Below are 26,670 nucleotides of genomic sequence, written 5' to 3' on the forward strand. Positions count from 1 at the left end.
CGATAGCAAAATATGCGAGAATATGAGGGTTGGAAAACACCGCACGACAACCGTGCGGCTTTCGGGATTGGGGGTCCCCATGGCCAACGCTCGCATTCGCATCACGCTTCTAGCGCTGGGCGCAGCGCTTGCACTCGCATGCGCCTTTCTCCTGCCCGCGCCAGCCTGGGCGGCCACCACGTTTACAGTCACTTACACCAACGCCGACAGCACGCCGCACTCCCCCACGGTTATAGACCCCACCAACGTACTCGACGGCGACGCCGTTGCGGGAACGCCCCTTGCGGCAACGCTAACGACCTGGGGCGCCACGGGCCAAACCACGTGGTACGTCGTAGAGGCCATGACAAGCATCACCATTTCCGAGCGCATTGAAACCGCAGGTGACGTACGCCTGGTGCTACTTGACGGAAGCACGCTTACGGCGCAAAACGGCATCGCGGTAAACGAAAACGCTAGCCTGACGATATACGGCCAGGGCAACGGCACGGGCAAGCTCGTTTCCACCTACGACGCCGTACAGAGCGGCGCGGCCATCGGCAGCGACACCAGCCATGCGCCCGGCGCGATTTCCCTGCTGGGAGGCATGATTCACGCTAGCACGGGAGTGGCGGGCGGCGCGGCCATCGGCGGCGGGTACGAATGCGCGGGCAACATCGTGACCATCGCACGCGGCACCGTACTTGCAGAAACGGGCGCCCTAGGCGGCGCCGGCATAGGTGCGGGCTCAGGATCTTCCGACGGAGGCTCGCTCGTAATTACCGGCGGCAACGTACAGATTACTACTACCAACGCACAGGTAACCAACGGCACAGACAATGGAGGCTTGAGAATTACCAAGCAAGATTACCCAACCTCAACCGACTATTACGCCACGAGCACGCGCTTCACGTATTACGACACGGCGGGGTCGAACTCCTTCAATGGCGCCTACGTTGCGTGGATCCCCGCTTGCGCGGTCGCCTTCGACAGCAACGGCGGGTCGGGCACCATGCCCACGCAGCCCTTTGCCAAGGACGCTGCGCGCAACCTCACGCCCTGCGCTTTCACGTGCACGGGCTATGCATTCGCCGGTTGGAGCGATAGCCGCACCGCCACGCTACCCACCTACCTGGACGGCGCTAGCTTCTCCACCAACACCGATACAACACTCTATGCCGTCTGGAATCGCATCATCGACGAACCTACGCCCGTCCAGGGACTCGTCTACAACGGGCAGCCCCAGATTGGCGTCAGCACCAACGCGCGCTACGTCCTCTCCAACGCCTCCGCCACGAATGCAGGCGAGTACACCGCAACGGCCACGCCCGCTCCAGGCTACTGCTGGAGCGACGGAAGCACCGAAGCACGTGAAATCGCCTGGTCAATCGCTCCTGCGCCTCTTACCGTGCTAGGAGCGCAGGCCACGGGGCGCGTATACGAAGAGGGCAATACCACGGTCACTATTTCCGGAGGCACGCTTGACGGCGTCATCGCGGGCGAAGCCGTGACGCTTGGGGGCGCGCCCTTAGGAACGATGACCAGCGATTCCGCGGGAACCAACAAGCCCATCACCGTAAGCGGCTACACGCTTGTGGGTGACAGCAGCATCTGCGCGAACTACGCGCTCCAGCAGCCCACCGACCTCGTCGTGAACATCGAGAAGGCACCCGTGGAATACACGGCCCCCATGCCTGCGCCCGACCTGGTATACAACGGCACGAGCCAGGAGCTCGTCACCGCCGGCACCGTTACAGGGGGCACGATCACGTACTACCTCAACGACGTCATCCAAGAAGAGGCTCCTCGGGGAATCGACGCCGGAAAATACAGCATCACCTGGATCATCACGAGCGATAGCAATCACACGACCGGCGCAAGCGGCGTCATCACGGGTTCCTTCGACGTTAACATTGCCCAGGCCACACCCGCCTTCGCGCTCAATGGCACGTCCGATCGAGCCTTCCCCAATGCATTCACCATTACGTTCAACGCCGACAGCGAGCCAAAGGTGAACGTAAAGGGAGCCAAGTTCAGCGCCAACGTCGCCGATGGCAAGATTACCATCACGCCGCGGGAAACGGGCACCGCCACCGTCACGGTAGCTACGGCAAAGACCAAAAACTACGAGGCGAGCGCACACGTATTCACGCTCATTTCCACGACGGGAGAAATCCAGGTTACCGTGAACGCGCCCGCCCTTACGTATACCGGCTCGCCGCAGAGCCTGGGCAGCATCTCGACCATCCCCGCGAACGCCACCGTGAAATACGGAACCACCGCCGATGAATGCACGCTTTCGAGCGCGCCTTCGCGCACCGTAATTGGCACCTACACGACGTACTACACCGTAGAGGCGCCGTACTACACCACGAAAACGGGGTCATGGCAGACGACGATCAGCGCACCTGGCGGCGATACGCCTACGATTTCGCAGGCCATGTACCGCCTATACAACCCCAATGGCGGCGAGCACTTCTACACCGCCAGCGCCGAAGAGCGCGATGGGCTGCGCAAGCTGGGCTGGAAGTACGAGGGCATTGGTTGGAAGGCGCCCGTCTTCAGCAACACGCCCGTGTACCGCCTGTACAACCCCAACGGCGGCGACCACCACTACACCTCCAGCGCCGAGGAGCGCGACTGGCTGCGAGGGCTGGGCTGGAAGTACGAGGGCATCGGCTGGTACTCCGACGACAACAAGACGACGCCGCTCTACCGCCTGTACAACCCGAACGCCAAATCCGGATCGCACCATTACACGACGAGCGCGAGCGAACGCGATGGGCTGCGCAAGCTGGGCTGGCACTACGAGGGCATCGGCTGGTACGGGCTGTAGCTCTTATCCCCCTCGGTCTATCCCGGGGCTGGCCCGCGTCCCCCTGCGGGGCACCGCTCCGCTGCTCGCGTGGCCTGGGCCCCTCACGGGCCCAGGCCTACGCTCGTGCACTGCGCTGCTTCATGCTTTTACTTCGCGCTGCTCGGGGTTGTCGCGGATTTGCGTGAGGCTTCGCCTCCCGCTCTCCGCGACAACCCCGAGCATAGCGCGTTTCTAGTTTGCTTTCAGAGTGCCCCGCAGGGGGACGCGGACCGGCCCAACAATTGGTGATTGCGCTACAGCCCGTCCCATCCGTGCGGGACTTCTAGGTAAATCGGGAAAACAAAAAGCCGAAACAATCAGGTTCGATACACAAGGCCGCACAAATCAAAATGACGTAAATAGGCGGAAGGCACGGTTTGCTCGCACTCGATGATACTTGTCTGTTAAAGTACGCTAATTGACCCCATCAGGGTTTCAACTACGTCCTGATCGTAATTGAAGACCGTGATTACGTATACGCGATTCGTACCATCGCTGAGATTGATGCACTTCACTGTGCCCTTGGAGCTATCGGTTGGAATGCCATCCGCTACGACGGCCTCATGACCGTCAATCGTCAAATGTTCAACATTGACGAGTTGCATATCGGACATAACCATGCCATCTTCGATGCTGTCGAAAAGATCGATAACGGTTTTAACGGAATTGGAATCGAAATAGTTAATAGCGACAGCTTTAGCACCGCCTTGGCCGCTTACGCTGCTAGGGATTCCAAAGAGCCGGAAGCCACCTTCCCATTCCATATTCTGTTCTTCGTATTCATTCGGAAGTTCAAAGGTGAAAGCGTCCATATACGTGAAAGCATGAGTCTCACATTGAGTAGAAGAGGGGGAACCGGCACTCGACGCCTGCTCTCCACCCGAATTAGAACCGCTGCAGCCAGCTATCGTAGCGGACATAACCAAAACAGTCAGGCAAATTGCCAATCGTTTCATTTTTGCTTCCATGTCTACCAGCTCACCGTCCAATTCCCATCTGCGTTCACAATTAAAAACGATTTGCTTTCATTCCAGGATTTCGTACCACTGTAAGAGCCGATCTCATTAACAAGGTGATCCGATTTTTTGAGACCAATTGCATGAACGATAAAATTATCGTCGCCATCATGGGTAAAGCTGAGTTTGGTTATTCCGCCCTCATCGATATAGACAACGTCATCACCGTCAAATTGAGCGCCATTGGTTGCTCTAACCATGTTTTTCATTGGCGCAAAGGTCACGGACCACTTGCCACTGGATTGAATCTCTAACTGCGTAACCTTCTCATAACGCTCGTAGTCTGTCACGGTACCCTCGTAGGGTCCGATCTCATTAATCAGCCCGTCAACGGAATCCCCGGACGCATCAAGGGTATGGACGATGAAATTACTTGATCCGCTGTTTGAGAACGCCATAAGACAAGGCTTTCCAGCGCATGGCACGTCAATGACGTCATCTCCGCTTCCCTCAATGGTTTGAGGCTCAAAGGCCCCAAGGCCACCCAGGGTGGAAACGAAGCTTGTCCCCGTTGAACCCGAAGACCCTGCCGAGCTGCGGCCGCTTGAGGAAGATGAACGAGCAGAGTTGCTGCTCGAAGAGGCTCCTCCAGATCCAGAAATAGAAATGCTTTGGACGAACTCCTTGTAAAACGAGTCTTCGAAACCAGACAAGACAATGTAATAAAAATTATTATCCCCATCGCCGAAAACAACGACGAACTCTTCCGGAGTTTTGGCAGTGTCATAAGCGTAGTGAATGCAATAAACACCAGAGTACGCCTTGCCTTCGTTCCGATAAGAATGTTTTGCGGCGCTAGAACCGGAATCCGACTTAGAGCTTGACGGCTCGTCAAACCACCCTTCTACCAAATAATCGGCATCAACGGCGGGATTGTCGACGGAAACGTATATCCTACCCGCACTTGTCTTGCCGTCCGCCGTGTATGACGAATAACTTTTGCTAAAGCCGTCGGGCACAGAGAAGGTGGCGTTGGCTTCGGTAACGGTATGGGTAGAGGTTACGGCAGTGAGCGACGCACTGCCCGAGGAAGTCGTTCCTCCACCGCGAAGAAAGAGAGCCACAATGACCATAACAACCAGAATAGTGCCTGCAATAGCGACTGCCGCCCATGTGGGAAATGAGCTCGACGGCTTCTTGGAATCCCGGGAGGGATCAACGGCAGCAGGCGCATCGCTATTCTCCGACATAGGCGAAGCCTCACCATCAGAGGGAGCATCGAAGTCCGAATCGTGCTCAGACGCCAGCACCTGAGGGCTCTCGTCGACATCAGTCGCCAAGGGCTTATCTTTGCCGCTCGCGGCATCTTCAGTTTGTTGCAAAAGCGCTATCTTCTCGTCGTACTCAACCTGCGTGAGAACGCCTGAAGCAAGTAGCTCTTGAAGAGCCCGAACCCTACGGTCCTTCCCCTCATCCATCTTTGGCCCCCTCCGTGCCCAGAATAATAAGCAGTCATGCTATCTTAGCACCGCATAGCCTCCTAAGTGTCCGTACTTCAGGTCAGCTCAAGTTCGTTTGCCTAACACATCAGCATCGACCCACCTCACGTACACGCCTCGGTGCAAAGGCATGTGCATAAACATGTAGCTTATTCGTCAGTCTGCAAGGTATCCTATTCGGGAAGCTTACCGCCGTACCCCGAACGAAGGAGGGCCGCATGAAAAACAATCGCTGGGTGTTTCACGAAGATGCCGCGCCCGAAGAGGCTCATGGGGTCATTCGCCGCGTTCTCGCGTATTCGGATGACCTGATGGTGGTTGAAAACACCTTCGAGCGGGGCGCCGTGGGGGCATTGCACAGTCATCCGCACACGCAGATTACCTATGTGGTGAGTGGGAAGTTCGAATTCGAGATTGATGGCGAAAAACACGTGGTAAAAGCTGGCGACACCATGCTCAAGCGCGATGGCATCGTTCATGGCTGCGTTTGCTTGGAGCCTGGTATCTTGCTCGACACGTTCACGCCATACCGCGAGGACTTCGTGCAGGACTAGCGAACATGAACAAGGGGCAGGGTTGTTGACGACAATCGCCTCGCAATCAGCGAGGCCATCTCGTGAACAACCCTGCCCCTTGATCACACACAAAAGGGCCGGCGGAGAGTCTTCCCCGCCGGCCCACATTTTAGGTCGTCAACTATTCGGCAGCCAAGGGCGAAGGCACATTGTAGGCACGTGCCAGATACTCGCGATCAAGATCGTACAGGCCCTTCGGGTCGCTCCCGAACAGCTGCATGTTCGAAATCATTTCGCTAGCATTGGCCTCTTCTTCCAGCTGCTCGTCCACAAACCAGTTCAAGAAGTTCATGGTACGGAAGTCGCGGGCATCATAGGCCGCAGCGTAAATGTCGTTGATCAGGCTCGTCACGTACTTCTCGTGCACCAGCGCAGCCTCCAGCGGGCCCATATGGTCGCCCGCCTCGAAGGTTTTATCGGGCTCGTCGATAGCCTTCATCTTCACCGGACAGTCGCTGTCCAGCAGATACTTGCGGAAAATCAGGGCGTGGTCGCGCTCTTCCTGCGCCTGAATCATGTACCAGTTGGCAAAGCCCTTTAGGCCCTCCGCTTCGTAGAAATCTGCGAAGGTAAGATACAAATACCCGGAGTAAAGCTCCTTGTTGATTTGGTCGTTGATTAGTTCGTACACCTTTGGATCCATGTGTGCTCCTTTCGGCGAACACGAAATAGACTGGACGCTTTCCCTCTTCGAAGGTCCTAGATCGATGATACCCCCAAAGCACGACCACGACAAAGCGTACGGCCTAGCCGCTACAAGCCAGACCGTACGCTAAATAATATGCCGCCACGGCTGCAGAATCGTGACGGCATATCAGGGAGGGAGGGAAATATGAAAACGCGTAATTACTTGGAATCGTCCACGGACATGCCCAGGTAGCGCGCAGCCTGCTTGGCTGCCAGGCGCCCGGAGTTAATAGCCCAGGAAGCGCACGAACCGGGGCAGTACGCTACGTCGTAGGTGTCGCCGTACAGGCCACCTGCGTCGCAACCACCTGCGAACAGGCCGGGAATGATGTTGCGATCGGAATCCATGACCTCGGTGTTCGGGGTAACGCTCACGCCACCCACGGTGCAGAAGTAGCCGTTAAACACCTCGAACGCGTAGTAGGGGCCGCTCGTGATCGGGCGCATGTACTCGGCAGGCTTGAAGAATTCCGTATCCTGGCCAGCTGCGCACATGGCATTGTACGAATCGACCGTTGCGGAAAGAGCGTCAGCGTCGATTCCCATGGCATTAGCCAGTTCCTTGATCGAGTCAGCCTGGAAGACGTACTCGTTCTTGGACTCCAGCAGCGCGGGGAACGTCTCTGCCAGGTCGGTCATCGGCTCACCAGCAACAACGTACACGCCAACGCCTACGTCACCGCCCTTGTTGATGTACTGGTCGATGATTTCCTTGTTGCATACCGTGAACGCACGCTTCTGGTTGTGCACTGCGTTGCCAGCGTACGCGAAGTTCTTCAGGAACATGTCTTCGCGAACGAAGCGCTCGCCGTCCTGGTTGACCCACAGGTGCGGCTCAAGCGAAGTGGCAGCCTGCAAGTTGGTGCCATACGTGGTTTCCGGAAGGATGGGGCCATAGGTAGCCATCGTGCCAGCGCCCAGCGCCAGTGCACCACCAGCATCCTTGACCATCTTCAGACCGTCACCATCGCGCCCATTCATGCCAGATGCGGTCACGCGTGCGGGGTCGGAACCATTCAGCTCGCGGATCAGCTCGGGGCTATTGGCCCAGCCACCCGTGCCGACGATTACAGCCTTGCAGTTGATCTGCACGACCTTGCCGTTTTCGCGCTTTGCCAAAACACCGGCAACTTTGCCGTTGTCCATGATGATCTTCTTGCCCGAGCAGCTCATTTCCATCGGCAGGTTGATCTGCTTGGCTGCCTCACCAAAGGAGCGCATAAACGTGGTGCCCGTGCCTTCAGAGCCAATGCCCTTGTACACGTGCCACGCGTTCGGCGAATCGCCCAGCGACTGCACGTGGTCGAATTCCACGCCCAGGCTTTCCAGCCATTCAACCGTACCAGCAGTGTGCTGGAAGAAGTTCTTGTACAGCGCGGGATTGGCAATCCAGTGATGGTAGTCCAGGCAGTCCTCGATCAGCTGGTCCTCGGAATAGTTGATGCCACTTTCCTTCTGCCAATGGGAACCCACGGCAAACAGACCCTCGGAACCGATGAACGAACCGCCGGTCACGGACTTCTTCTCAAGCATGATTACGTCGATGCCCAGCTGCATAGCCTGAATGCCAGCAGCCAAGCCAGTGCCGCCGCCACCAACGACGCACAGGTCGCACTCCAGGGTTTCGCTCGGCTCGCCCAGCTCCTCGATAGCCCACGCATCGCTCGTCGTTGCGGAGCCCTGAGCCGTGGGGCCACTTGCCTTGTTCGCATCCGTCGATTTCGGCTGGCTGCAACCTGCCATGCCGGCAGCCGCCGCCAACGAAGCAATTGCTGCCGCACCCGAAACGAAGCTGCGGCGCGTGATGCCCCTCATCTTTTCCTCCATTACATTCCTCTCTCTACCAGGCAGTTCGACAATCATTCCTGTAGACTGAACTGCCTTGTCCCTCGTGAGATCCCTTGCTCACTTCGTGTCTATACAATATTTGCGACAGTTGCTATTTTGGTTACGAACCGCATAACCATTGGTATCGCAAGCGAGACAACTAGTTCGAGGTGCCTGGAGGGGGACGCCGTGAACGACAACCACGTTCGCTATTTCAAAGTGCTATACGAACGCCCGAATATTCGAGCGGCGGCGCAAGCCATTCCGCTGTCAAGGCAAGGGCTGCTAAAGTCAATCGACGCCCTGGAGCGCGAGCTAGGCGTAACGCTATTCGAAAACATAAAGGGCGACCTGTGCCTCCCCACTCCGTACGGGGATGCGTTCTACGAATTCGCCTGCGATTGCGAAGCAGCAGGTAGCCGTCTGAAAATGAGATTCCGCGAAATCGAGGACGCCAGAAACAACCATCTGTCGCTATGCGCGGCAATTGGCGTACGAGGAACCATTGGAACCGAGCTCTTCACATCGTTCAAGAAGTCGCACCCCAACGTGATGATTGACTGCGACGAGCAGCCCGACGCGCACTGCGACGAAAGCATCCACGCCGGAGAAAGCATGCTGGCGTTCACCGTATACCCGTACGACCCAGACTTCGAAACGACCGAGCTGTACTCATGTGACCGCCTGGCCTGGGTGAGCGCTTCGGACCCCCTTGCCCAACGCGAGTCCATTTGCATAGACGACCTGAACGGCTACAGCGTGGGGCTGGTGGGGCCCTCGTTCAAGAACTACCCGGAGTTTTCTAGGCTTTGCCAGGAAACGGGTGTGCAACCAGCGGAAATAGAGACCTTTGCGGAAATGTCGATCCTGTACGCCTATGCGTGCAACCCCAAGCACCTATCCTTCACTGCGCCATGCGTCGTTTCGCTCTTCGATGGGTTGTTCGGCAATCAGGAAGCCCCCGTCAAGGCGATCCCATTCGTTGGCACGCCTTGGCGCTTCGGCATTTCCTACAAGAAGGACCATTCGCTGAACTCCCTGGAATACGAATTCATCGAGCACTGCAAGCAGTACGCGAAAAAGCTGGTCCCGCAGAACTAGCTTGCGGTTCCAGGGGCTGGCGGTCGACCGCCCAAGAATCAGCGGGATAGCGGGATTGCAACCCAAGGAACGCGATTACCGCAGTTCCGAGCCCAGCGCAGCGTCATGCGTACCTTGTCGGCCACGGTCGCATGACGCCCCGTGGCGAAAACGAACGACGAGGTAGAGAACAAGAGCGCCCAATGCCGCTCCGCAGGTATCAACCACCCAATCGGCAGGGTCGCAAAAGCGTCCGGGCACGAAAAGCTGATGGATTTCGTCGGTGATACCGTAGGAACTGGCAATGGCGACGCCTGCAAGGCAGGCAGTACGCAGGCTTCGCATGTGGGCCCGCAGGGCATTAGCCAGCAGACCGCCCAGCACCGTGTACTCGCAAAAATGGCAGAAGGGCGAAACGGGGTCCTCGTGATAGCCGAACAGGGCATTCAGCACTGCAGCAAGCAGCTGTTTCGCCTGCTCGAAGAACCCCTCGGAAAGCTGCGTGGCATCGCGGCTCGACATGAAGAAGATGAAGATCACCCACAGGACAACGGCAAGCCATCGCAATACGACCCGCCTATTTCCCAACTTCCTTGCCAACAACATCGCTCCTTCGCATCACGCAACCGACCGCACGGACACTCTCATTTTCGCATAGGCGCACGAGACGATTCCCGCGGCTTGGAGTCGGCTGAAAAAGAAAACAGGCTGCCGGCGAACCGACAGCCTGTAAGTTTCTGGAGCCAACGAGCGGATTCGAACCGCTGACCTACGCATTACGAGTGCGTTGCTCTACCAGCTGAGCCACGTTGGCAAACCTCGTTTCATTGCGAAACGCAAGGTAGGAGTATAAAGGAATTTCCTGCAGTGCGCAACACCCCTATGCACCCTCACAATCCGCACATGACCTTGCTGTTGCGGCAGCGAAACGCACGTGTACACCAACGCGCAAAAAGGGCGTTGGCCCGAATGGAGTACCACCCGGGCCAACGCCAGCAGCAAACGGAAGCGCTTACTCTAATGCCCCGCTAGTGGCGGCACGCCGCCTCGGGGGACATGACGTTGACCTTGCCCTCTGCGAACAGCTGCGCAACGTCGCCCACCTTGGGGGTCTGCGTTTCGGAATACACCGTCACGCCATTCTGCGTGAAGCGCATCAGCGGCGGCATGCCCATACCCACGGTAAGAATGCCATCGACGCCCAGACCAAGCACGTAATCGATAACGCCACCGCAACCATACTGGTCGTGGTCGACATTCTTCACGGCCTCGGTGCCAAGGATGTTCATATCCTCGTCGAAGTTCACGATGGTGAAATACGGCGTATGGCCAAAGTGGCCGCTGCGCACGCTTTCCAGCTGGGCATCGGTTTCGCTAGGGATGGCAAGCTTCATGGACGCGCCTCTCTCTTCTCTCGTCTATTCCGAACGGTACAAGCACCCATTCGTGCCGTCGTCCAACTTGAAGCGGCACGGGTTCGTCTCGTGGCAATCCTCAATGCGTTCCGTACGTTCAATCCACTGCTCAAGATGCGCAACCATCGCGCGAAGCGCCTCGGGGCGCAGCACGTAATGCACGTGATACCCATGACGAAAGCCCTCGACCAAGCCGGCCTTCTTCAGCACCGACATGTGCTGCGACACGGCCGATTCGCTAATGCCAAGCGTCTTCGAAATGGAGCGCGAGCAATGATGCCGCTCAAGCAGCAACTGAGCAATCTTGAAACGCGTTGGCTCCGCCAGCGCCTTCAAGGCGATTCCGAAATCGATGGATGTCCGTTCATTTACTTCAGTCATAACTTAAATGAATTCTAGCGTTCTTTTACCGTACGTCAATAACGACTCCCAACCCGAGAAGGTGAGCTTTCGCAAAGCGAAAGCAAGCAGGACGCAAAAGGGCCCGAGAGGCACAACCCCTCGGGCCCTAAAACCACCCAGCAGCAAGCGCCGCGCGAGCAGCGGAGCGGGTGCGTAGGGGAGCGCATGCCCCACCCTGCCCCGCGAGCGAGTTACTTCATGAGCGCGCAAACACGCTGGGCGAACGCCACCGGATCGTCGATGGGCAACCCCTCCATGAGAAGAGCCTGCTCATACAGCAGCTCGGTGTAGTCGGAAACCTTCTGGGAATCGCCCGCCTCCTGAGCGGCGGCAAGCGCCTTGAACACATCGTGCTTGGCGTTGACCTCCAGCACGCGCTGCGAATGCGGCATGCCGTTGGCGTCGGGCATGCCCGCCATGATCTTCTCCATCTCCAGGCTTACAGGGCCTTCGGAGGTGATGGCGGCGGGGGCGTCGGTGAGCACCGGCGACACCGCCACGCGCACGACCTTGTCGCCCAGGGCATCCTTCATCGCCGTGAACAGGGCCTCGTGCTCCTTGGTAGCCTCCTCGGCTGCCGTCTTGTCGCTTTCGCTTTCCAGGCCCAGGTCGCCACTGGCAACGTTCTTCAGGTCCTTCTCGTTGTAGTTCATCATGGCCTGCATGCAGAAGTCATCCACGTCCTGCGTGCACAGCAACACGTCGTAGCCACGGCTGAGGACGCCGGTGACCATGGGCATCTTCTGCAGGCGCTCGGCACTTTCGCCGGCGGCGTAGTAGATTGCCTTCTGGTCTTCGGGCATGCCCTCGATGTACTCGTCGAGCGTGACCATCTTCTCCTGCTTGGCCGAATAGAACAGCAACAGCTCGCCCAGCTCGCCCTTGGCGGAGCCATACGTGCTATAGATGCCGTACTTCAGACCACGACCGAAGTTCTCGAAGAACTTCTCGTAGTCTTCGCGCTCGTTGTCGCGCATCTTCTTCAGCTCGCCGGTGATCTTCTTCTCGACCTTGTGGGCGATGGCGCGCAGCTGGCTGTTATGCTGCAGCGTCTCGCGGCTGATGTTGAGCGTAAGGTCCTGGCTGTCCACCACGCCGCGCACGAAGTTGTAGTAATCGGGAACCAGCTCTTCGCACTTGTCCATGATGAGCACGTTGCTGCTGTAGAGCTCCAGGCCCTTCTGGTAATCCTTGCTGTACAGGTCGAACGGCGCGCGGCCGGGAATGAACAGCAGCACGTCGTAGGAAATGGCGCCCTCGGCATGCACGGAAACGGTGCGCGCAGGGTCGGTGAAGTCATGGAACTGGCTCTTGTAGAACTCGTTGTACTCGTCCTGCGAGACCTCGCTCTTGCGACGCTTCCAAATGGGCGTCATGGAGTTGATGGTCTCCAGTTCGGAATACGATTCCCATTCGGGCTTGTAGTCGTCGCCCGCATCTTCGGGCTTCGGCTTCTGACGGCTCTTCGTGCACATCATCTGAATGGGATAGCGCACGTAGTTGCTATAGCGCTTGATGAGGTCCTTAAGGCCAAATTCGCTGGCGAAGGTATCGAAGCTCTCCTCGTCGGTGTTGTCCTTCAGGTACAGGATGACGTCGGTGCCGTGGCCTTCCTTCTCGCCCGGCTCGATGGTGTAGCCCTCTACGCCATCGCTTTCCCAGACCCAGGCCTGCTCGTCGCCGTACTTGCGCGTAACGACGCGCACCTTCTTGGCCACCATGAACGCGGAATAGAAGCCCACGCCGAACTGACCGATGATGTCCACGTCGTTTACCTGGGCGGATTCCTCGCGTTCGTCGTCTTCGGCATTTGCAGCCTCGTCAGCGGCGCCCGCAGCGTTGGCGGCCTGTGCCGTCTTGAACTCCAGGCTGTCGGAATGGGCAATTACGCCCAGGTTCGCATCCAAGCCATCCTTGTCCATACCCAGGCCGTTGTCGGAAACGGTAACGGTACGCGCATCGGCGTCGAAGGACACGCGAATGGTAAGGTCGTTCTTCCCCAGCTGGATGCTGGAATCGGTAAGGCTCTTGAAGTAGAGCTTATCTTCCGCGTCGGACGCATTGCTGATAAGCTCGCGCAGGAAGATTTCCCGGTTGGTGTAGATCGAATTGATCATCAAGTCGAGAAGCTTCTTGCTCTCTGTTTTGAATTTGCGCATGTAGTCGACCTCTTTTCCATTTGCATATGACGTACCGGCTGCCATTGCGCACAAATTAGCAGTCGGACCATTTGAGTGCCAAAACATGATTATAGTGAGAGCAAAAAAGCGTGCAAGCGAAGGAGATTCGACTTCACGCCCGTGTCACCAATTGGTAACCCAGCGCGATAGCAAAGGTTGGGGCAATTGAGCGCCCACGCAACGGCGAGGGCAACCACATAACCACCCGTCGCAAAGGCAGGGCCAGACCTATCGCAACCTCGCCGCGACAGGAGGGGTTAGGCTAGGAAAGCTCGATTTGAATGCTCATGTCGCAGGCCGTGGGCACGCCCGACACGGTTGCCCCGTCGGTGTACTGCCACAGCATGAAGCTGGTCGCGCCATACGGCAGTTCATTGTAGCTGGCATACCAGAATGGATACGCGCTCAGATCCTGCACGTTGTACCGCGCGAAATCGTTTGCATTGCCATAGATGATGGCCTTATAGCCTGCCGCTTCGATGACCTCGCAAAACGCCTTGGCATTCGCCGTCATCTGATCCGCGGAAAGGCCTTCGATGCGCGAATCCAGACCACTTACCTCTTCGCAGTCGTAGGCAATGGGGTATTCCAGCGAACGACCGCCCAGCGCGTCGAGCACGAACTGCGCCTCCTCGCGCGCTTCGTCTTCGTTTATAGCCTGGGAAAAGTAGTACACACCACACGGCAAGCCGGCCGCCTGGGCGCCTGAAAGGTTGTCCTCGAACAGGTCGTCGGAATACAACGTGCCCGTTTCGGCACCGCGGTTCCCCACGCGCACGTACGCAAACGAAATGCCGTCCTGCGCCACGGCATCCCAGTCGATGGACCCCTGAAATTCCGAAACATCGATGCCCAGCTTCGATTTCACCTGGCCATCTACTACGTAGCTGTAGCGATCGCCTTCCACGTGCAAGCACGACCAGTCGTACGAGACGACTTCCGCCTGCGCGTCTTCCTGGGGCTCTACCGCAGCATTGCACGCGCGAAACGCGAAGACGGCGGCAATGGCAGCAAGCGCGATGAGGGCAAACCCCACGAAGCGAAAGCGCAACACGAACGTATCGCGATGCGGGGAAATCGCATGCGACCCACGCGGACTATTGTTTTGGTACGCCATATGATCCTCCCCAACATATGGTATATCCAGCACTCCGAATACCCATCTGCGGTACTTATGGAGCCGCAAAACAGGTTAGGCTCATGTATTCGTCATCTTCGAATGCTATCATTGCCAAGCGACAGAAGGAGATGTAAATGAGTAAATGTTGGGAAATTAGAGGCTGCGAAGGAGACGCAAACAACTACGATCACTGTCCTCACGCTATGCTCGGCGGGCGATGCCCGGTCGATTGCGCATTCGCCGAATGCTCACGACCACAACGGAAGCAGGCCGACGTGCTCGAATTGCTGGAGCCTACGGTAGACCGTAGCGCGGCCGTGAAAGAGTACTGCTGCACCTGCTCGTTCTTCCTACAACACGGACCCCGCATCGAGAAAGCTGAGGCATAACCACTTGAAGGCATCCGAGATCGTCTATCGTTATTTCATCCTGTTTCTTGGCATCTTCTGCATTTCGTTCGGCGTAGCGCTGTTTACGAAATCGGGCCTGGGAACATCCGCAATATCCGCGCTCCCCTATACCCTCTCGCTGGTCATAAGCCAGTTTTCCTATGGCACCTGGGTTGCAGCGTTCAACATCTTCCTGGTAGTGCTGCAGGCGGCACTTACCATCCACGAGATCAGCGTGCGCGAAATCGTGCAGGAAGTCATCTTTGCCCTGGCATTTGGCAGCGTCGTGGACTTCTCCATGTTCCTGCTTGGCGCCTTCAACCCAGAAATGTACGCAGTGCGCCTGCTAGGCGTGCTTCTGAGCTCGGCCATCATCGCATTCGGCGCGTACCTTACGCTCATTTCGCGCGTAGGCGTCATGGCGGGTGACGGCTTCACGAACGCCCTGGTAAAGCGCACGGGAAAGAGCTTTGCGCTCATGCGCGTCATTTCCGACACCACCATGGCGATCCTCGCGCTCGTGCTATGCCTGCTGCTCGTGCAAGGCGAGCTTTCGGTACGCGAGGGCACGGTTATTGCAGCCCTGCTCACGGGCACGATCGTAGGCTTCTACAGCAAGTACTTCGGCGCCTTCGAGCGCTTCATCCTGCCCAAGCCGAAGACCGAGCAGGCAGCCAAATAACCTAACGGCCCGCCCTGGCGGCACGGCAAGCTGCAAACAGCAGCCCACCCCGCAACCCAGGCGGGCGTCCAAGCAACCTATTCGCCCGCCTCGAGCAGGGCAATGATTTCGGCTCGGCTATGCACATCGCACTTTTCGTAGATGTGGCGCACATGCGTTTTCACCGTAGCCGGGCTGATGACCAGGTTTTCCTGGATGTACTTCGAGCCGTGGCCCGTGGCCCATAGCTTGAAGATTTCCGTTTCGCGCGCCGTGAGCTGGGCGTTTTTCGCAACCTCGTCGAGTCGCGCATCGAACGACGTGCCCGTGCGCTCTTCCATGGCCTCGCGCTCTTCGGGACTGGGCGCCTCGAAGACAAGCTCGGTATCCTCACTTTCGAACAGGAAGCCCGCGGCGATCATGAGCACGAAGATGGACACGATGGCAAAGGGCGCGCGCTCGTCTAGACAGGCAATCGCGAACAACTGCCCCAAGAGCATGCCCAGCTGAACGGCTCCGCGCCCCATGGCAAACACGATGAACGCCGGAACGCGCTTCGTACGCGCGAGGTCGGCCATGAGAATCCACGAGAGAATCTCGATGGTGACGTTGCATGCCGTAGCAAGCGAGCCAATCACGATGGGGCTTTCGCGCCCGAAGATTACCAGAACGAGCAACGTCGTAGCCAAAAACGGCAAAGCCATCTTGTAGATGTTCCCCAGGGAAGCGGACCCCTTGGTGAAGAACGCGCCCCACGCAACGGCCAGGATGGAAATGCCCAGGCTCATGAGCAGCGTAGGCGCCAGCACGGCCGCATCCTGACTGTCAACGGAGCCCACGTACACGCGAACGCCGCCGTACACGAACATGACCACCAAGATGCCAAGCATGATACGCCAGGGCAAACGCCGAGCAGGAACGATCATGGCCTGCTCGTTGGGCATAACCGCCGGCTCCTGCTGAGCAGCAAGCATGGAAGACACGTTGGCGGGCTGGGGCAGCAAAAGCGTGGCCGCAAGGGGCAGCAGCACTTGAACGGCGAACACCACGTATTCGGGTAGCTGCAGGACGCCGTAGTACACCAGGAACGCGAAGAAGAACGATGCACCTGTGGCTAGGACCATATTCCGTGGCTCCAGACTGCTGAACAGCGAGCCCCAGTACACGATGACCCAGCATGACGAAACGCCCGTGAGCGCACCGCCCGCGTACCTCACGACATCGGGGATTTCGGCCCCTGGCCACACGGACATTGCCGTGCCGGCCGCCATTACCACGCCCGCGATGATGAGCGCGCGCCTGGTGGCAAACTGCCTAACAGTACGTCGGGAAAACGCAACGATGCCCGCATAGGTGACCACGCCCACTACCGACGAGATGACGTGCACCCAAAGAAGCGTATGACCGCTTCGAAGATCTACGTTGATGGAGAGCGTTCCATTGAAAACCAGGTACATCCAGGCCAGGTAGAAACAGAGGCCGAACACCTGCGTCGTGCGGAACGACATAGTCGTGCGATTCGTGATTCTCTCCTCCCAAGGAAAGCATGTTCGTATGCGAAACGTACGAGCAAGCGCCCCCACGCCCACTCGATATGCACGCACTCATTATACGACACGGCCATTTGAACGCCCATGCGCACGGTGCGCACATGAAAAAGCCCGAGGCGCTGCAGACGCGCTCGGGCAGAGGAAAAAGAGAAAGCGGGAACTCGTGGGAGGGGGATGTGAGAACCCGCTTTCTGTCGAGGTATTCGCTTATGCCTGGTTGGCAGCGTTTTCGCCGGCAATCTTGCCGAACATCATGCACATGCCGCAGCTCATGCCCTTCAGGTCGATGGGGTACTGCACGTTGAAGCGGCCACCCTGGGGAGCACCAGCAACGTACACGCCCTTGATGATCTCGCCATCGGTGTTGTACACGTGGCAGTCAGCGTCGGAAACAACGCCACCCAGGGAACCCAGGTTCAGGGCAACGCCGCACTCAGCTGCGTAGAACGGAGGCGTGGACAGCGGGAACAGGCGGCTGGAGACCTTACCGAAGTCGGTGTCTACGCCGGCGTTCGCCAGCTCGTTGTAGTGCTCGATGGACTTCTTGGCGGTTTCCACGTCGATGCCCTCGAGCTGAGCAAGCAGGCCCTCGATCGTATCGGAGGTGACGCAGCGACCATCGGCGACGGCGTCCTCGATGTCCTTCTTGGTACGGCAGTTGATCTTCAGGCCGGAAGCCGTGTACTCGGGCAGATCCTCTTCCAGGTAGTAGCAGGCAATGCCGTGGGCCGCCGGGAAGTACTTCAGCTGATCGGGCCAAGCGGCATCGAAGAACTGGTAGGCAACCTTGCCCGGCTGGTTCTCAACCTGGTTCTCAACCTGCTGACCGGGAACGTCCTCGTTCATGAAGCGCTTGCCGCGCTTGTTCAGCCACAGGTAGCCGTTGTTGCCGATAACGCCGCGACCGTCGGCGCCAGCGCCAGCACCCATGTGATGGATGATGGAAGCGTGGCTGCGCTCGATTTCGGCGCCGTGCCAAGCCAGCATCTTCAGCGCGTCGCCCTGCAGGGCGTACTCGCCGTCGGCGTCCATGGCAACGCAGAGAATGGGAATCTCGTTCTCGATGTTGTTGGGCTGGAAGAACTTGGTCATTTCCTCGTTGGCCAGGTAGTCGCCCGTAGCGATGACGACGCCCTTCTTGGCGTTGCACTTGATGTACTTCTTGGAGCCATGAGCCTGGGCATACACGCCGGTCACAGCGCCGGAGTCGTCGACGATCAGGTCGACGACGGGCGTGGTGTAGCGAATGTCGGCACCCGCATCGATGGCAACCTGCAGGTTTTCCTTCATGCAGGTAGCGAGGCTGCTAAAGCCCACGGACGTGGGATAGCAGGGCATGGATTCCTTCGTGTAGTCATAGGTTTCCAGCATGGGCACGAAATAGGGGAACAGGTAGTTGCTCTGGCCCTCAGCGGGAATCTCACCGTAGCTGGTGCTGGAGATGTACAGGTCGGAGCAGGGCTTGATGAACCAGTCCAGGGCAGCGCCGGACTCGTCGGCCCAACGACGGACGATGCCGTAGTCGCTGCGATGGCTACCGCCGATCATGTGCTCTTCGCAGAGCATGTCCTTGTCGAGCAGCTCGTCGCCGTCGCCGCGGCCCCAAGCCTTCTGGGTTTCGCCACCATAGATGGCCATGTCGCTGGCAACGCTGTTGAAGGAAGCGGACTTCTCGAAGCACACGACGCTTGCGCCGGATTCGGCAGCGGCACGCGCAGCGGGAACGCCAGCGGCACCCAGGCCGCAGACGACGACGTCGCAGTCGATCTCTTCTTCGATGTCCGAATCGGTGATGCTGGGCTCTTCGGGCAGCCAGGGCATGGTGCCCGTGCCGTCATAGCCTACCGTAGTGCCGTTGGAAGTCGTGGTGGTCTCGGCGGCCTTGGAGCTTGCGCTCTTCGGGCTTGCACAGCCCGCCAGGCCCATGGCGGCAGCGCCTGCAGCAGCGATGCCCGCGCCGGTTAGAAAGTTACGACGACTGATTTCCATGATGTTGATCCTCTCGATCGTGCGCGCCCTGTTAGCGCGCCTCCCTCCCGCTGGGCCCAATTGGCGAGCCCCGCGTTCTATGGGTGCATCATGGCAACTTTTTCGACCCCGCAAACCGCCTCGAAGGGTTGAAAAATGATAAATCCCCTGTCAACCCTAAGGGTTGACAGGGGATGTTTAGCCTGTTGGGAGCAGGGTTGATGCGTTTTGTGCGCGCTACGCCCGCGAATCCAAGAACTTCGTGAGTGCGAAGAGCCCGGCGGCAATGAGCACGCCCACAATCACGAGCGCCGCAAGGTGCGCCACCACGCGCACGAGCTGCAAGACGATGCCCACGATAACAAGCAGGACAAGCACGCCCAGGATTACACGCAGCCAGTATTCCGTCATTCGATCCTCTTCCCTTGAATTGTTTCACGCCATTATAGGCACTGTTTTTCTCGCGCCCATTCCGCTCATCCGTATCTTCGAAAATCCCATGAGAGAGCAAGCGTTCCTTTTCTGAAAAAGGCACGCTCGCGACACTTTCCCCGACCGATTCGGAGCGCATGCGCAACAAAAGCCCTGGTCGACGAGAATCCAACGCGACGATAGGCTTCCTTTTTCAGAAAAATGCAGCGCCCTACCCCTCCTGCGCACACGAAAAAGCGGCTCGGGACAATCCCGAGCCGCTTAACAAGCACATATCGCGTGCTGCACATAGCCGATGCGTGTCGCCTGCGCACATTGCGCGCCCTCGCGCTACGCTGCAGCCAAGTCGCTCGATGCAACCCCTACCAGGAATAACCCTTCGGGCCGCCGCACATCCACTACGCCGCTAGGCACACGCCCTACACGTAGAACAGAATGTCGTTGTACGTGGGAACGGGCCAGTAACCGTGGTCGGTAATGCACTCCAGCGCGTCAACCTCGGCACGCAGGGCCTCCATGGCCGGCACAACCTTCGCAGCGTACGCGTTGGCCTGCTCCTGGCTATCTTCGATAGCCTCGGCAGCCGCATGTTCTTCCTTCAGAGCGTTGTACGCAACGTTGGTGGCCTTCAGACCATCGAGGAAGCGCTGCAGCAGCTCTTCCTGATCGGCTAGGTCGGCAGAAGGCAGAGCTTCCTTCACGGCCGTGATGCCCTTGGCGATCTTCGTAGCGTACGCATTGATGGCCGGAATGTAGTTGCGACGCACCATGCGCTCCATGACGTTCGCCTCGATGTTGAGCGTCTTGGTGTACTTGTCGAGCTTGACCTCGTAACGGCTGCGAACTTCGTCTTCGCTCAGGATGCCGAACTCGGCGAACAGGTCGATGGACTTCTGGTCGACGAAGCAAGGCAGCGCCTCGGCGGTGTTCTTGTGGTTCGCCAGGCCGCGACGCTCGGCCTCGATGGGCCATTCGTCGCCGTAGCCATTGCCATTGAACACGATGCGCTGGTGGTCGGTGAGCACCTGCTTGATGTACTTCAGGGCGGCAGCCTCGAAGTCGGCGCCCTCCAGACCCTGCATGGCGTCGGCGAACGACTTCAGGCTCTTGGCCATGGCAGTGTTCAGAATCATGTTGCAGTCGGACAGGTTCACCTGGCTACCCGGCATGCGGAATTCGAACTTGTTGCCAGTGAAGGCGAAGGGGCTGGTACGGTTGCGGTCGGTGTTGTCCTTCAGGAAGTTCGGCAGTACGTCGACGCCCAGGTCCATGGCCACGCGCTCGGCCGACTTGTACGGACGATCGTTGATCAGAGCTTCCACAATGGCGCCGAGTTCATCGCCCAGGAAGATGCTGATGATGGCCGGAGGCGCTTCGTTGGCGCCCAGGCGGTGGTCGTTACCAGCGCTGGCCACGCTCATGCGCAGCAGCTCCTGATATTCGTCGACCGATTCGATAACGCAGGTGAGGAACACCAGGAAGCGCAGGTTGTCGGCAGGAGACTCGCCCGGCTCGAGCAGGTTCGTCTTGCCGTAGCTGATGGACCAGTTGTTGTGCTTACCGCTGCCGTTGATGCCCTCGAACGGCTTTTCATGCTGCAGGCATACCAGGCCGTGATGGCTGGCGAGCAGCTTCATCTTTTCCATCGTGAGCAGGTTCTCGTCGATGGCGCGATTGGCGTTCGTGAAGATGGGGGCCAGTTCATGCTGGCAAGGAGCAACTTCGTTGTGCTTCGTCTTGGCAGCAACGCCCAGCTTCCACAGCTCGTCGTCGAGCTCCTTCATGTACTCGTTCACCGTGGGGCGAATGGCGCCAAAGTAATGTTCTTCAAGCTCCTGGCCCTTGCAGGGGGCAGCGCCGAACAGCGTGCGGCCCGTGAGCATGAGGTCCTGACGACGTGCGTAGTCCTTTTCGGAGATGAGGAAGTACTCCTGCTCGCTACCCACGGTAGTGATGATGTGATGGCCGCCCTCGCCGAAGAACTCGAGAACGCGATTGGCCTGGTCGGAAATGGCCTTCATGGAGCGCAGGAGCGGCGTCTTCTTGTCGAGGGCCTCGCCCGTGTAGCTGCAGAATGCCGTGGGGATGCACAGCACTTCGTCCTTGATGAAGGCGTAGCTAGTGGGATCCCAAGCGGTGTAGCCGCGAGCCTCGAACGTGGCGCGCAGGCCGCCGTTGGGGAAGCTGGAGGCATCGGGTTCGCCCTGAATGAGTTCCTTGCCGCGGAACTTCGTGATGGCGCGACCGTCGCCTACGGGCTCCATGAAGCTGTCGTGCTTCTCGCTGGTGATACCCGAAAGAGGCTGGAACCAATGAGTGTAGTGCGTAGCGCCGTTTTCGATGGCCCATTCCTTCATGGCATGGGCGACCGCATTCGCCAGCTCAATATTGAGCGGCTTGCCCTCCTTGATCGTATGCGAGAGTTCCGCATACGTATCGCTAGGCAGGCGATCCTCCATGACGGCGTCGTTGAACACCATCGAACCGTAGATTGCTTCGATATCCGACATCCTGTTGTGCTCCTCACTCATAGGCTTAACACGGTGCCGCCCCTACGGGCAACCAAATGCGCGAGCACTGCAGCCCGCTATAGTCATGGTTTCTGGCTACGATACCACGGAAATAAGTCTTTCCTCACCATGCTTAGGCAAACATACAAGAGCAATGTTTCATACTGGTTGCAAGTTCGTAAAATGCCGTATAACACAGGTCGTTTCATGCAAATCGCGACCGCGCGAGGAAAGCGAGGCGCCTAGTACGAGCATGCGCGCATTTTTGCTCTGCAACCCCGCATCAAGACGTCCAAACGGTCGCCAAACCGCAACTTGGGCAAAATCGCGGATCGTTTTGTAAAAAATTCGGCTTCCTACAGGTAAATCTTCGCATGGGACCCGCGCATGGAGTCAATCGAAGCAATCTCGCACGCTCGGATTAGCGTTACCCCCTAATCTCAAGCTCCCCACACAAAGGTTCAACCGAAGACAACCTGTACAACGACGATTTTTTTACATTTCGGCGGTCAATTTTGCCAAAAAGCCGCACCAAGCGACCCATTGGTGGTTTTACCCAACCCAAAGACGTATTTTCCCTTACAGCTCAATCCCATCCGCCTTGTTCAGGCCAACGCAGCAGTTAACACAAGGGCCCCATGCAACCAGCAACAAAAAGCCCCAGCCAAAGCCGGGGCAAGGTTTTGTACGGGCGAGCAAATCGCCCCGAACCGCGAGAGAGTTGGCTTAGGCCAACGACCGGAGCGGTGAAAGGCCGGCCCTAGCAGCAAAAACAAAAGGACCCCGGCAAAGCCAGGGTCCCGATTCTGGTGAGTGCGGGAGGCCCGCCGCGAACCCAAGTTGGCTTAGGCCAACGCAGCGGTTCGCACAAGGGCCTCCCGTGCCACCAGAACTAGCGCTTGCTGAACTGCGGGCGCTTACGAGCCTTCTTCAGACCGTACTTCTTACGCTCAACCATACGGCTGTCGCGCGTCAGGAAGCCAGCCTTCTTGAGCTCGGCGCGATATTCGCCAGCTTCGAGCAGGGCGCGGGAAATGCCGTGACGCAGAGCGCCGGCCTGACCAGAAACGCCACCGCCGTTGCACAGGGCGATAACATCGAAGTGCTCAACGGTATCGGTAACCTTGAAAGGAGCGGCCGCGTAATCGACCAGCTGCTGACGACCGAAGTAGACAGCGGCGTCCTTGCCGTTCACCGTGATCTTGCCGGTGCCGGGCACCAGGCGAACGCGAGCGACGGCATTCTTCCTACGGCCGGTGCCGTAATACATTGCTTCACCTGCCATTGGTTAATCCTCCAAGCTAATCTGACGGGGCTTCTGAGCCATATGCGGATGTTCGGGACCAGCGTAAACCTTGAGCTTCATGCCCATGGCGCGACCCAGCGTGTTCTTGGGGAGCATACCCTTAACAGCATGCTCGATAACGCGCTCGGGGTGCTTCTGCATGGCCTCGGCGAACGTTTCGCTCTTCAGACCACCCGGATGACCCGTGTGACGGAAGTACTCCTTCTGAGCGGCCTTGGTGCCGGTCAGACGGATCTTGTCGGCGTTCACGATGATCACGAAGTCACCGGTGTCGACATGCGGGGTGTACTGAGGCTTGTTCTTGCCCTTGAGAATGGTGGCAGCCTTGGTGGCAACGCGGCCGAGAACCTGGTCCTCAGCGTCGATCAAGACCCACTCACGCTCAACTTCGTTGGGCTTGGCGTAATACGTCTTCACTCTGTTTCCTCCAATTACGTTCCTTGTGCTCGCAAACGGCTTCTGAAGCTAGCCGCAAACGAACCCAAGGGGTGTCGTTTTCCAAAAGTGCAGGCACACACGGACGTCGGGATCCTACTCCGAACACGAATTTCCGGCCCTGGACGACCTTCTGTTTCGTTCCGCATTCGCACTGCTGTACGGGGCTTCTGAAAGCGAACTTTTGTAGTGTAGTTCCCTGATGCACGAAGTGCAATACGAGCACGCACCCGTTGAACCATTTTTCCGTATATTGCACACGATTCCGTTCCCCGCTTGTGCCCCACCCCCAAATGGAACCCACATATTGGGGCGTTCGCGCGGAGCCAAATCGCACGAAACGCGCACCAGGATATCAACCCACCCCTATAGCGCGCGTTGCACGTGCGCGTCTTCACGCCCTCACCGCATTCATAGGGTATAGTGCGAATACCTTTTCGCAATCACGAGAACACGAGGACGCATGCCTCAGCAGATAATCTACCTGGACCACGCCGCCGCCACACCGATGGACCCGCGTGTGCGCGCAGCCATGGCCCCCTTCGAGACCGAGTTGTTCTTCAACCCGAGCAGCCCCTATGCGCCAGCCGTTTCCGTGCGCAACGCATACGAGCAGGCTCGCGCCGACCTGGCACACGCCATCGGCGGCAAACCCGCTGACATCATCATCACGGCGGGCGCCACCGAATCCATCAACCTGGCATTCACCTGCCTGGACAACCCCGATGGAAGCGCCAGCGATGCCCATGTCATCACGACCGCCATCGAACACGCGAGCGTCCTTGCCAGCGCAAAGGCACACGACCACACCCTAGTTGGCGTAACGCCCACGGGTCGCGTGCTTCCCGCGGAAATCGAGACCGCCATCAAGCCCACAACGCGTCTGGTGAGCGTGGGTCTCGCCAACAACGAGCTGGGCACCATCCAGCCCATTCGCACCATCGCCGAAATCGTGCGCGCCGAACGTCTGCGCCGCCTGCAAGCCGGCGACGCCACTCCCCTGTTCCTGCACTGCGACGCAAGCCAGGGAGCAGGGCAAACGAACATCAACATCAGCAGCCTGGGCGTGGACATGCTCACCTGCAACGCCGGCAAAATCTACGGCCCCAAGCAAGTGGGGCTGCTGTGGGCGCAGCCCGACGTGGTCCTGCACGCCCTCGTGCACGGCGGTGGCCAGGAACGCAACCTGCGTTCGGGCACCGAAAACGTTGCCGGCGCCGTCGGGTTCGCCCGCGCGCTCACGCTGGCCGTAGAGGACCGCAAGTTCGAGGCCGAGCGCCTGCAAGTGCTGCGCGACGGGCTGCAGCGCTACCTCACGCGCGAGTTTCCGCAGGCCGTGGTGTCGGGCCACAAGAAGCACCGCCTTCCCGGGCACCTGCATATCTCGTTCCCCGGCATCGACGCCGAGCGCATCGTCTTCCTGCTGGAAGAGAAGAACGTGCTCGTAGGTACGGGCGCGGCGTGCGCGGCGAACAAGGACACGCGCAGCCACGTGCTCGAAGCCATCGGCATGGACCCGCAGCTGGCCGATGGCAGCCTGCGCCTTACGCTGGGGCATCTGTCCACGCGCGAGAACACCGTCGTGGCAGCCCAGCTCATTTCCGCGGCCATCCACAGCGAATACGAGAGGATGGCCCGATGAGCAAGCCAAACGTACTCGTGGGCATGAGCGGCGGCGTTGATTCCAGCGTTTCCGCAGCTCTGCTTTTGGAAGCCGGATTCAACGTCACCGGCGCCTACATGAAGAACTGGACGCTCGATGTACCGGGCGCTCGTTGCCCTTGGGCCGACGATCTGGCCTTCGCGAAGCGCACGGCCGTACGGCTGGGCATCGACTTTCGCGTCTACGACTTCCAGGAAGCGTACAAGCGCGACGTGGTGGACTACATGGTGGCGGAATACGCCGCAGGTCGTACGCCCAATCCCGATGTCATGTGCAACCAGGATGTGAAATTCGGGCTCTTCCTGCAGGCAGCCGAAGAGGAGAACTTCGACTTCATCGCCACGGGACACTACGCGCGCACCGAATGGAACGCCCTCGAAGGCACGGATGCGCTCGCCTTGCCGCAGCCCGACCGCCACTTGCTTCGCGCTGCCGACACGCACAAGGACCAGACGTACTTCCTCTATCGTATGACGCAGCACGCCATCGATCGCACGATCTTCCCCTTGGGCAACTTCACGAAGCCCCAGGTGCGCGAACTGGCAGCCGAAAGGAACCTGCCCAGCGCGAACAAGCCCGACAGCCAGGGCATCTGCTTTGTGGGCGAAGCAAGCATCCGTCATTTCCTGCGCATGTACGTGGAAACGAAGCCCGGCGACATCATCCATGCCGAAACGGGAAAGAAGCTGGGCGCACACGAAGGGGCTATCTATTACACGTTGGGCCAGCGCAAGGGCCTGAACCTTTCCGGAGGACCCTGGTACGTTGTTGGCAAAGACATGGATGCGAACGTAGTGCTGGTAAGCGAAAGCAAGGAATCGCTGGAGCGCGGCGAGCGCGAGGTCGCCCTCGACCGCACGTCTTGGGTGGCCGGCAGCGCCCCCGCACCCGGCCGCTATCTTGCACGCACCCGCCATACCGGCCAGCTGACCTGGGGAAATCTGGAAGCGCACGACAGCGAGGCCACCTTCACCTTCGAGGAAGAGCACGAACGCGTGGCCGCGGGCCAATCCGTGGTGCTCTACGATGGCGACATCTGTCTAGGCGGAGGAATCGCCCGCTAACCGCCAACCGACCCCCATACAACACAAAACGGGGCGACCACAATGGCCACCCCGCATGCCAAACGTCGCCCGCGTGGGAGGGTATTAACGCGGGCGACAAGGGAAGATCGCAGAG

At 58.7% G+C, this 26,670-nt stretch carries 21 protein-coding genes and 1 tRNA gene; 6 read left to right on the top strand and 16 right to left on the bottom strand.

Annotation, left to right across the window (positions count from 1 at the left end):
• Positions 1 to 79: 79 nt before the first annotated feature.
• On the top strand, positions 80 to 2,815 hold the full coding sequence (locus tag AAY81_RS10285; protein WP_169815811.1) for an InlB B-repeat-containing protein: 2,736 nt from the start codon (positions 80 to 82) through the stop codon (positions 2,813 to 2,815).
• Positions 2,816 to 3,240: 425 nt separating this feature from the next.
• On the opposite strand, the gene AAY81_RS10485 is transcribed toward AAY81_RS10285, so the two are convergent.
• Together AAY81_RS10485 and AAY81_RS08565 are read right to left on the bottom strand one after the other, a co-directional pair.
• Entirely contained in the window at positions 3,241 to 3,804 is a 564-nt protein-coding gene (locus AAY81_RS10485) for a hypothetical protein (RefSeq protein ID WP_143117317.1), read from the bottom strand.
• Positions 3,805 to 3,806: 2 nt separating this feature from the next.
• Entirely contained in the window at positions 3,807 to 5,270 is a 1,464-nt protein-coding gene (locus tag AAY81_RS08565) for a hypothetical protein (protein WP_066664001.1), read from the bottom strand.
• A 239-nt stretch (positions 5,271 to 5,509) separates the two neighbouring features.
• Here AAY81_RS08565 and AAY81_RS08570 point away from each other — a divergent pair, with 239 nt between their 5' ends.
• A complete protein-coding gene (locus AAY81_RS08570) occupies positions 5,510 to 5,845 on the top strand; it encodes a cupin domain-containing protein (RefSeq protein ID WP_066664004.1) in 336 nt (111 codons plus the stop codon).
• A gap of 142 nt (positions 5,846 to 5,987) precedes the next feature.
• On the opposite strand, the gene AAY81_RS08575 is transcribed toward AAY81_RS08570, so the two are convergent.
• Together AAY81_RS08575 and AAY81_RS08580 are read right to left on the bottom strand one after the other, a co-directional pair.
• Positions 5,988 to 6,509: a ferritin gene (locus tag AAY81_RS08575; protein ID WP_066664006.1), complete on the bottom strand. Its 522-nt coding sequence runs from the start codon at positions 6,507 to 6,509 to the stop codon at positions 5,988 to 5,990.
• Positions 6,510 to 6,712: 203 nt separating this feature from the next.
• Positions 6,713 to 8,380, bottom strand: a complete 1,668-nt coding sequence (locus tag AAY81_RS08580) for an FAD-dependent oxidoreductase (RefSeq protein ID WP_066664009.1) — start codon at positions 8,378 to 8,380, stop codon at positions 6,713 to 6,715.
• 189 nt (positions 8,381 to 8,569) lie between these two features.
• Here AAY81_RS08580 and AAY81_RS08585 point away from each other — a divergent pair, with 189 nt between their 5' ends.
• Positions 8,570 to 9,481: a LysR family transcriptional regulator gene (locus AAY81_RS08585; RefSeq protein WP_066664011.1), complete on the top strand. Its 912-nt coding sequence runs from the start codon at positions 8,570 to 8,572 to the stop codon at positions 9,479 to 9,481.
• Positions 9,482 to 9,556: 75 nt separating this feature from the next.
• Here AAY81_RS08585 and AAY81_RS08590 read toward each other — a convergent pair whose 3' ends face one another.
• The 6 genes from AAY81_RS08590 to AAY81_RS08615 all read right to left on the bottom strand — a co-directional run bounded on the left by AAY81_RS08590 (position 9,557) and on the right by AAY81_RS08615 (position 14,574).
• Positions 9,557 to 10,060, bottom strand: a complete 504-nt coding sequence (locus tag AAY81_RS08590; protein ID WP_240480573.1) for a VanZ family protein — start codon at positions 10,058 to 10,060, stop codon at positions 9,557 to 9,559.
• A gap of 138 nt (positions 10,061 to 10,198) precedes the next feature.
• Positions 10,199 to 10,274, bottom strand: a tRNA-Thr gene (locus AAY81_RS08595).
• Positions 10,275 to 10,488: 214 nt separating this feature from the next.
• Positions 10,489 to 10,854, bottom strand: coding sequence for a NifB/NifX family molybdenum-iron cluster-binding protein (locus tag AAY81_RS08600; RefSeq protein ID WP_066664015.1), 366 nt, complete (start codon positions 10,852 to 10,854; stop codon positions 10,489 to 10,491).
• A gap of 24 nt (positions 10,855 to 10,878) precedes the next feature.
• Positions 10,879 to 11,256 carry an ArsR/SmtB family transcription factor gene (locus AAY81_RS08605; RefSeq protein ID WP_066664023.1) on the bottom strand — a complete coding sequence of 126 codons (378 nt, stop codon included), beginning with the start codon at positions 11,254 to 11,256 and terminating at the stop codon, positions 10,879 to 10,881.
• A 212-nt stretch (positions 11,257 to 11,468) separates the two neighbouring features.
• A complete protein-coding gene (gene htpG, locus AAY81_RS08610; protein ID WP_066664025.1) occupies positions 11,469 to 13,436 on the bottom strand; it encodes a molecular chaperone HtpG in 1,968 nt (655 codons plus the stop codon).
• Positions 13,437 to 13,719: 283 nt separating this feature from the next.
• Positions 13,720 to 14,574, bottom strand: coding sequence for a glycoside hydrolase family 25 protein (locus AAY81_RS08615; RefSeq protein WP_082867950.1), 855 nt, complete (start codon positions 14,572 to 14,574; stop codon positions 13,720 to 13,722).
• 396 nt (positions 14,575 to 14,970) lie between these two features.
• Between AAY81_RS08615 and AAY81_RS08620 the strand changes: the two genes are divergently transcribed.
• Positions 14,971 to 15,648, top strand: coding sequence for a YczE/YyaS/YitT family protein (locus tag AAY81_RS08620; RefSeq protein ID WP_066664033.1), 678 nt, complete (start codon positions 14,971 to 14,973; stop codon positions 15,646 to 15,648).
• Between the two features lie 77 nt (positions 15,649 to 15,725).
• Here AAY81_RS08620 and AAY81_RS08625 read toward each other — a convergent pair whose 3' ends face one another.
• The 6 genes from AAY81_RS08625 to rplM form a co-directional block, all read right to left on the bottom strand.
• On the bottom strand, positions 15,726 to 17,135 hold the full coding sequence (locus AAY81_RS08625; RefSeq protein ID WP_066664037.1) for a response regulator transcription factor: 1,410 nt from the start codon (positions 17,133 to 17,135) through the stop codon (positions 15,726 to 15,728).
• Between the two features lie 249 nt (positions 17,136 to 17,384).
• Entirely contained in the window at positions 17,385 to 19,166 is a 1,782-nt protein-coding gene (locus tag AAY81_RS08630; RefSeq protein ID WP_082867951.1) for an FAD-binding protein, read from the bottom strand.
• A gap of 216 nt (positions 19,167 to 19,382) precedes the next feature.
• Positions 19,383 to 19,556 (bottom strand): hypothetical protein, encoded by a 174-nt coding sequence (locus tag AAY81_RS10490; protein WP_156501513.1) that lies wholly within the window; start codon positions 19,554 to 19,556, stop codon positions 19,383 to 19,385.
• Between the two features lie 440 nt (positions 19,557 to 19,996).
• On the bottom strand, positions 19,997 to 22,087 hold the full coding sequence (locus AAY81_RS08635) for a glutamine synthetase III family protein (RefSeq protein ID WP_066664039.1): 2,091 nt from the start codon (positions 22,085 to 22,087) through the stop codon (positions 19,997 to 19,999).
• An 892-nt stretch (positions 22,088 to 22,979) separates the two neighbouring features.
• On the bottom strand, positions 22,980 to 23,372 hold the full coding sequence (gene rpsI / locus AAY81_RS08640) for a 30S ribosomal protein S9 (RefSeq protein WP_066664042.1): 393 nt from the start codon (positions 23,370 to 23,372) through the stop codon (positions 22,980 to 22,982).
• Positions 23,373 to 23,375: 3 nt separating this feature from the next.
• Positions 23,376 to 23,810 carry a 50S ribosomal protein L13 gene (rplM, locus tag AAY81_RS08645; RefSeq protein WP_066664045.1) on the bottom strand — a complete coding sequence of 145 codons (435 nt, stop codon included), beginning with the start codon at positions 23,808 to 23,810 and terminating at the stop codon, positions 23,376 to 23,378.
• A 481-nt stretch (positions 23,811 to 24,291) separates the two neighbouring features.
• Between rplM and AAY81_RS08650 the strand changes: the two genes are divergently transcribed.
• Both AAY81_RS08650 and mnmA read left to right on the top strand, forming a co-directional pair.
• Complete coding sequence (locus AAY81_RS08650; protein WP_066664048.1) at positions 24,292 to 25,470, top strand: cysteine desulfurase family protein; 1,179 nt, start codon at positions 24,292 to 24,294, stop codon at positions 25,468 to 25,470.
• A complete protein-coding gene (gene mnmA, locus AAY81_RS08655; RefSeq protein WP_066664051.1) occupies positions 25,467 to 26,555 on the top strand; it encodes a tRNA 2-thiouridine(34) synthase MnmA in 1,089 nt (362 codons plus the stop codon). The genes AAY81_RS08650 and mnmA overlap by 4 nt, the downstream gene beginning before the upstream one ends.
• Positions 26,556 to 26,670 lie beyond the last annotated feature (115 nt).

Origin of the sequence: Denitrobacterium detoxificans (genome assembly GCF_001643775.1) — a bacterium.
GTDB classification, from domain to species: Bacteria; Actinomycetota; Coriobacteriia; order Coriobacteriales; family Eggerthellaceae; genus Denitrobacterium; species Denitrobacterium detoxificans.

Coding starts and splice junctions, on each gene's coding strand:
- AAY81_RS10285 (WP_169815811.1), top strand. CDS start 80: ATGGCCAACGCTCGCATTCGCATCACGCTTCTAGCGCTGGGCGCAGCG.
- AAY81_RS10485 (WP_143117317.1), bottom strand. CDS start 3,804: ATGGAAGCAAAAATGAAACGATTGGCAATTTGCCTGACTGTTTTGGTT.
- AAY81_RS08565 (WP_066664001.1), bottom strand. CDS start 5,270: ATGGATGAGGGGAAGGACCGTAGGGTTCGGGCTCTTCAAGAGCTACTT.
- AAY81_RS08570 (WP_066664004.1), top strand. CDS start 5,510: ATGAAAAACAATCGCTGGGTGTTTCACGAAGATGCCGCGCCCGAAGAG.
- AAY81_RS08575 (WP_066664006.1), bottom strand. CDS start 6,509: ATGGATCCAAAGGTGTACGAACTAATCAACGACCAAATCAACAAGGAG.
- AAY81_RS08580 (WP_066664009.1), bottom strand. CDS start 8,380: ATGGAGGAAAAGATGAGGGGCATCACGCGCCGCAGCTTCGTTTCGGGT.
- AAY81_RS08600 (WP_066664015.1), bottom strand. CDS start 10,854: ATGAAGCTTGCCATCCCTAGCGAAACCGATGCCCAGCTGGAAAGCGTG.
- AAY81_RS08605 (WP_066664023.1), bottom strand. CDS start 11,256: ATGACTGAAGTAAATGAACGGACATCCATCGATTTCGGAATCGCCTTG.
- htpG (WP_066664025.1), bottom strand. CDS start 13,436: ATGCGCAAATTCAAAACAGAGAGCAAGAAGCTTCTCGACTTGATGATC.
- AAY81_RS08615 (WP_082867950.1), bottom strand. CDS start 14,574: ATGGCGTACCAAAACAATAGTCCGCGTGGGTCGCATGCGATTTCCCCG.
- AAY81_RS08625 (WP_066664037.1), bottom strand. CDS start 17,135: ATGTCGTTCCGCACGACGCAGGTGTTCGGCCTCTGTTTCTACCTGGCC.
- AAY81_RS08630 (WP_082867951.1), bottom strand. CDS start 19,166: ATGGAAATCAGTCGTCGTAACTTTCTAACCGGCGCGGGCATCGCTGCT.
- AAY81_RS10490 (WP_156501513.1), bottom strand. CDS start 19,556: ATGACGGAATACTGGCTGCGTGTAATCCTGGGCGTGCTTGTCCTGCTT.
- AAY81_RS08635 (WP_066664039.1), bottom strand. CDS start 22,087: ATGTCGGATATCGAAGCAATCTACGGTTCGATGGTGTTCAACGACGCC.
- rpsI (WP_066664042.1), bottom strand. CDS start 23,372: ATGGCAGGTGAAGCAATGTATTACGGCACCGGCCGTAGGAAGAATGCC.
- AAY81_RS08650 (WP_066664048.1), top strand. CDS start 24,292: ATGCCTCAGCAGATAATCTACCTGGACCACGCCGCCGCCACACCGATG.
- mnmA (WP_066664051.1), top strand. CDS start 25,467: ATGAGCAAGCCAAACGTACTCGTGGGCATGAGCGGCGGCGTTGATTCC.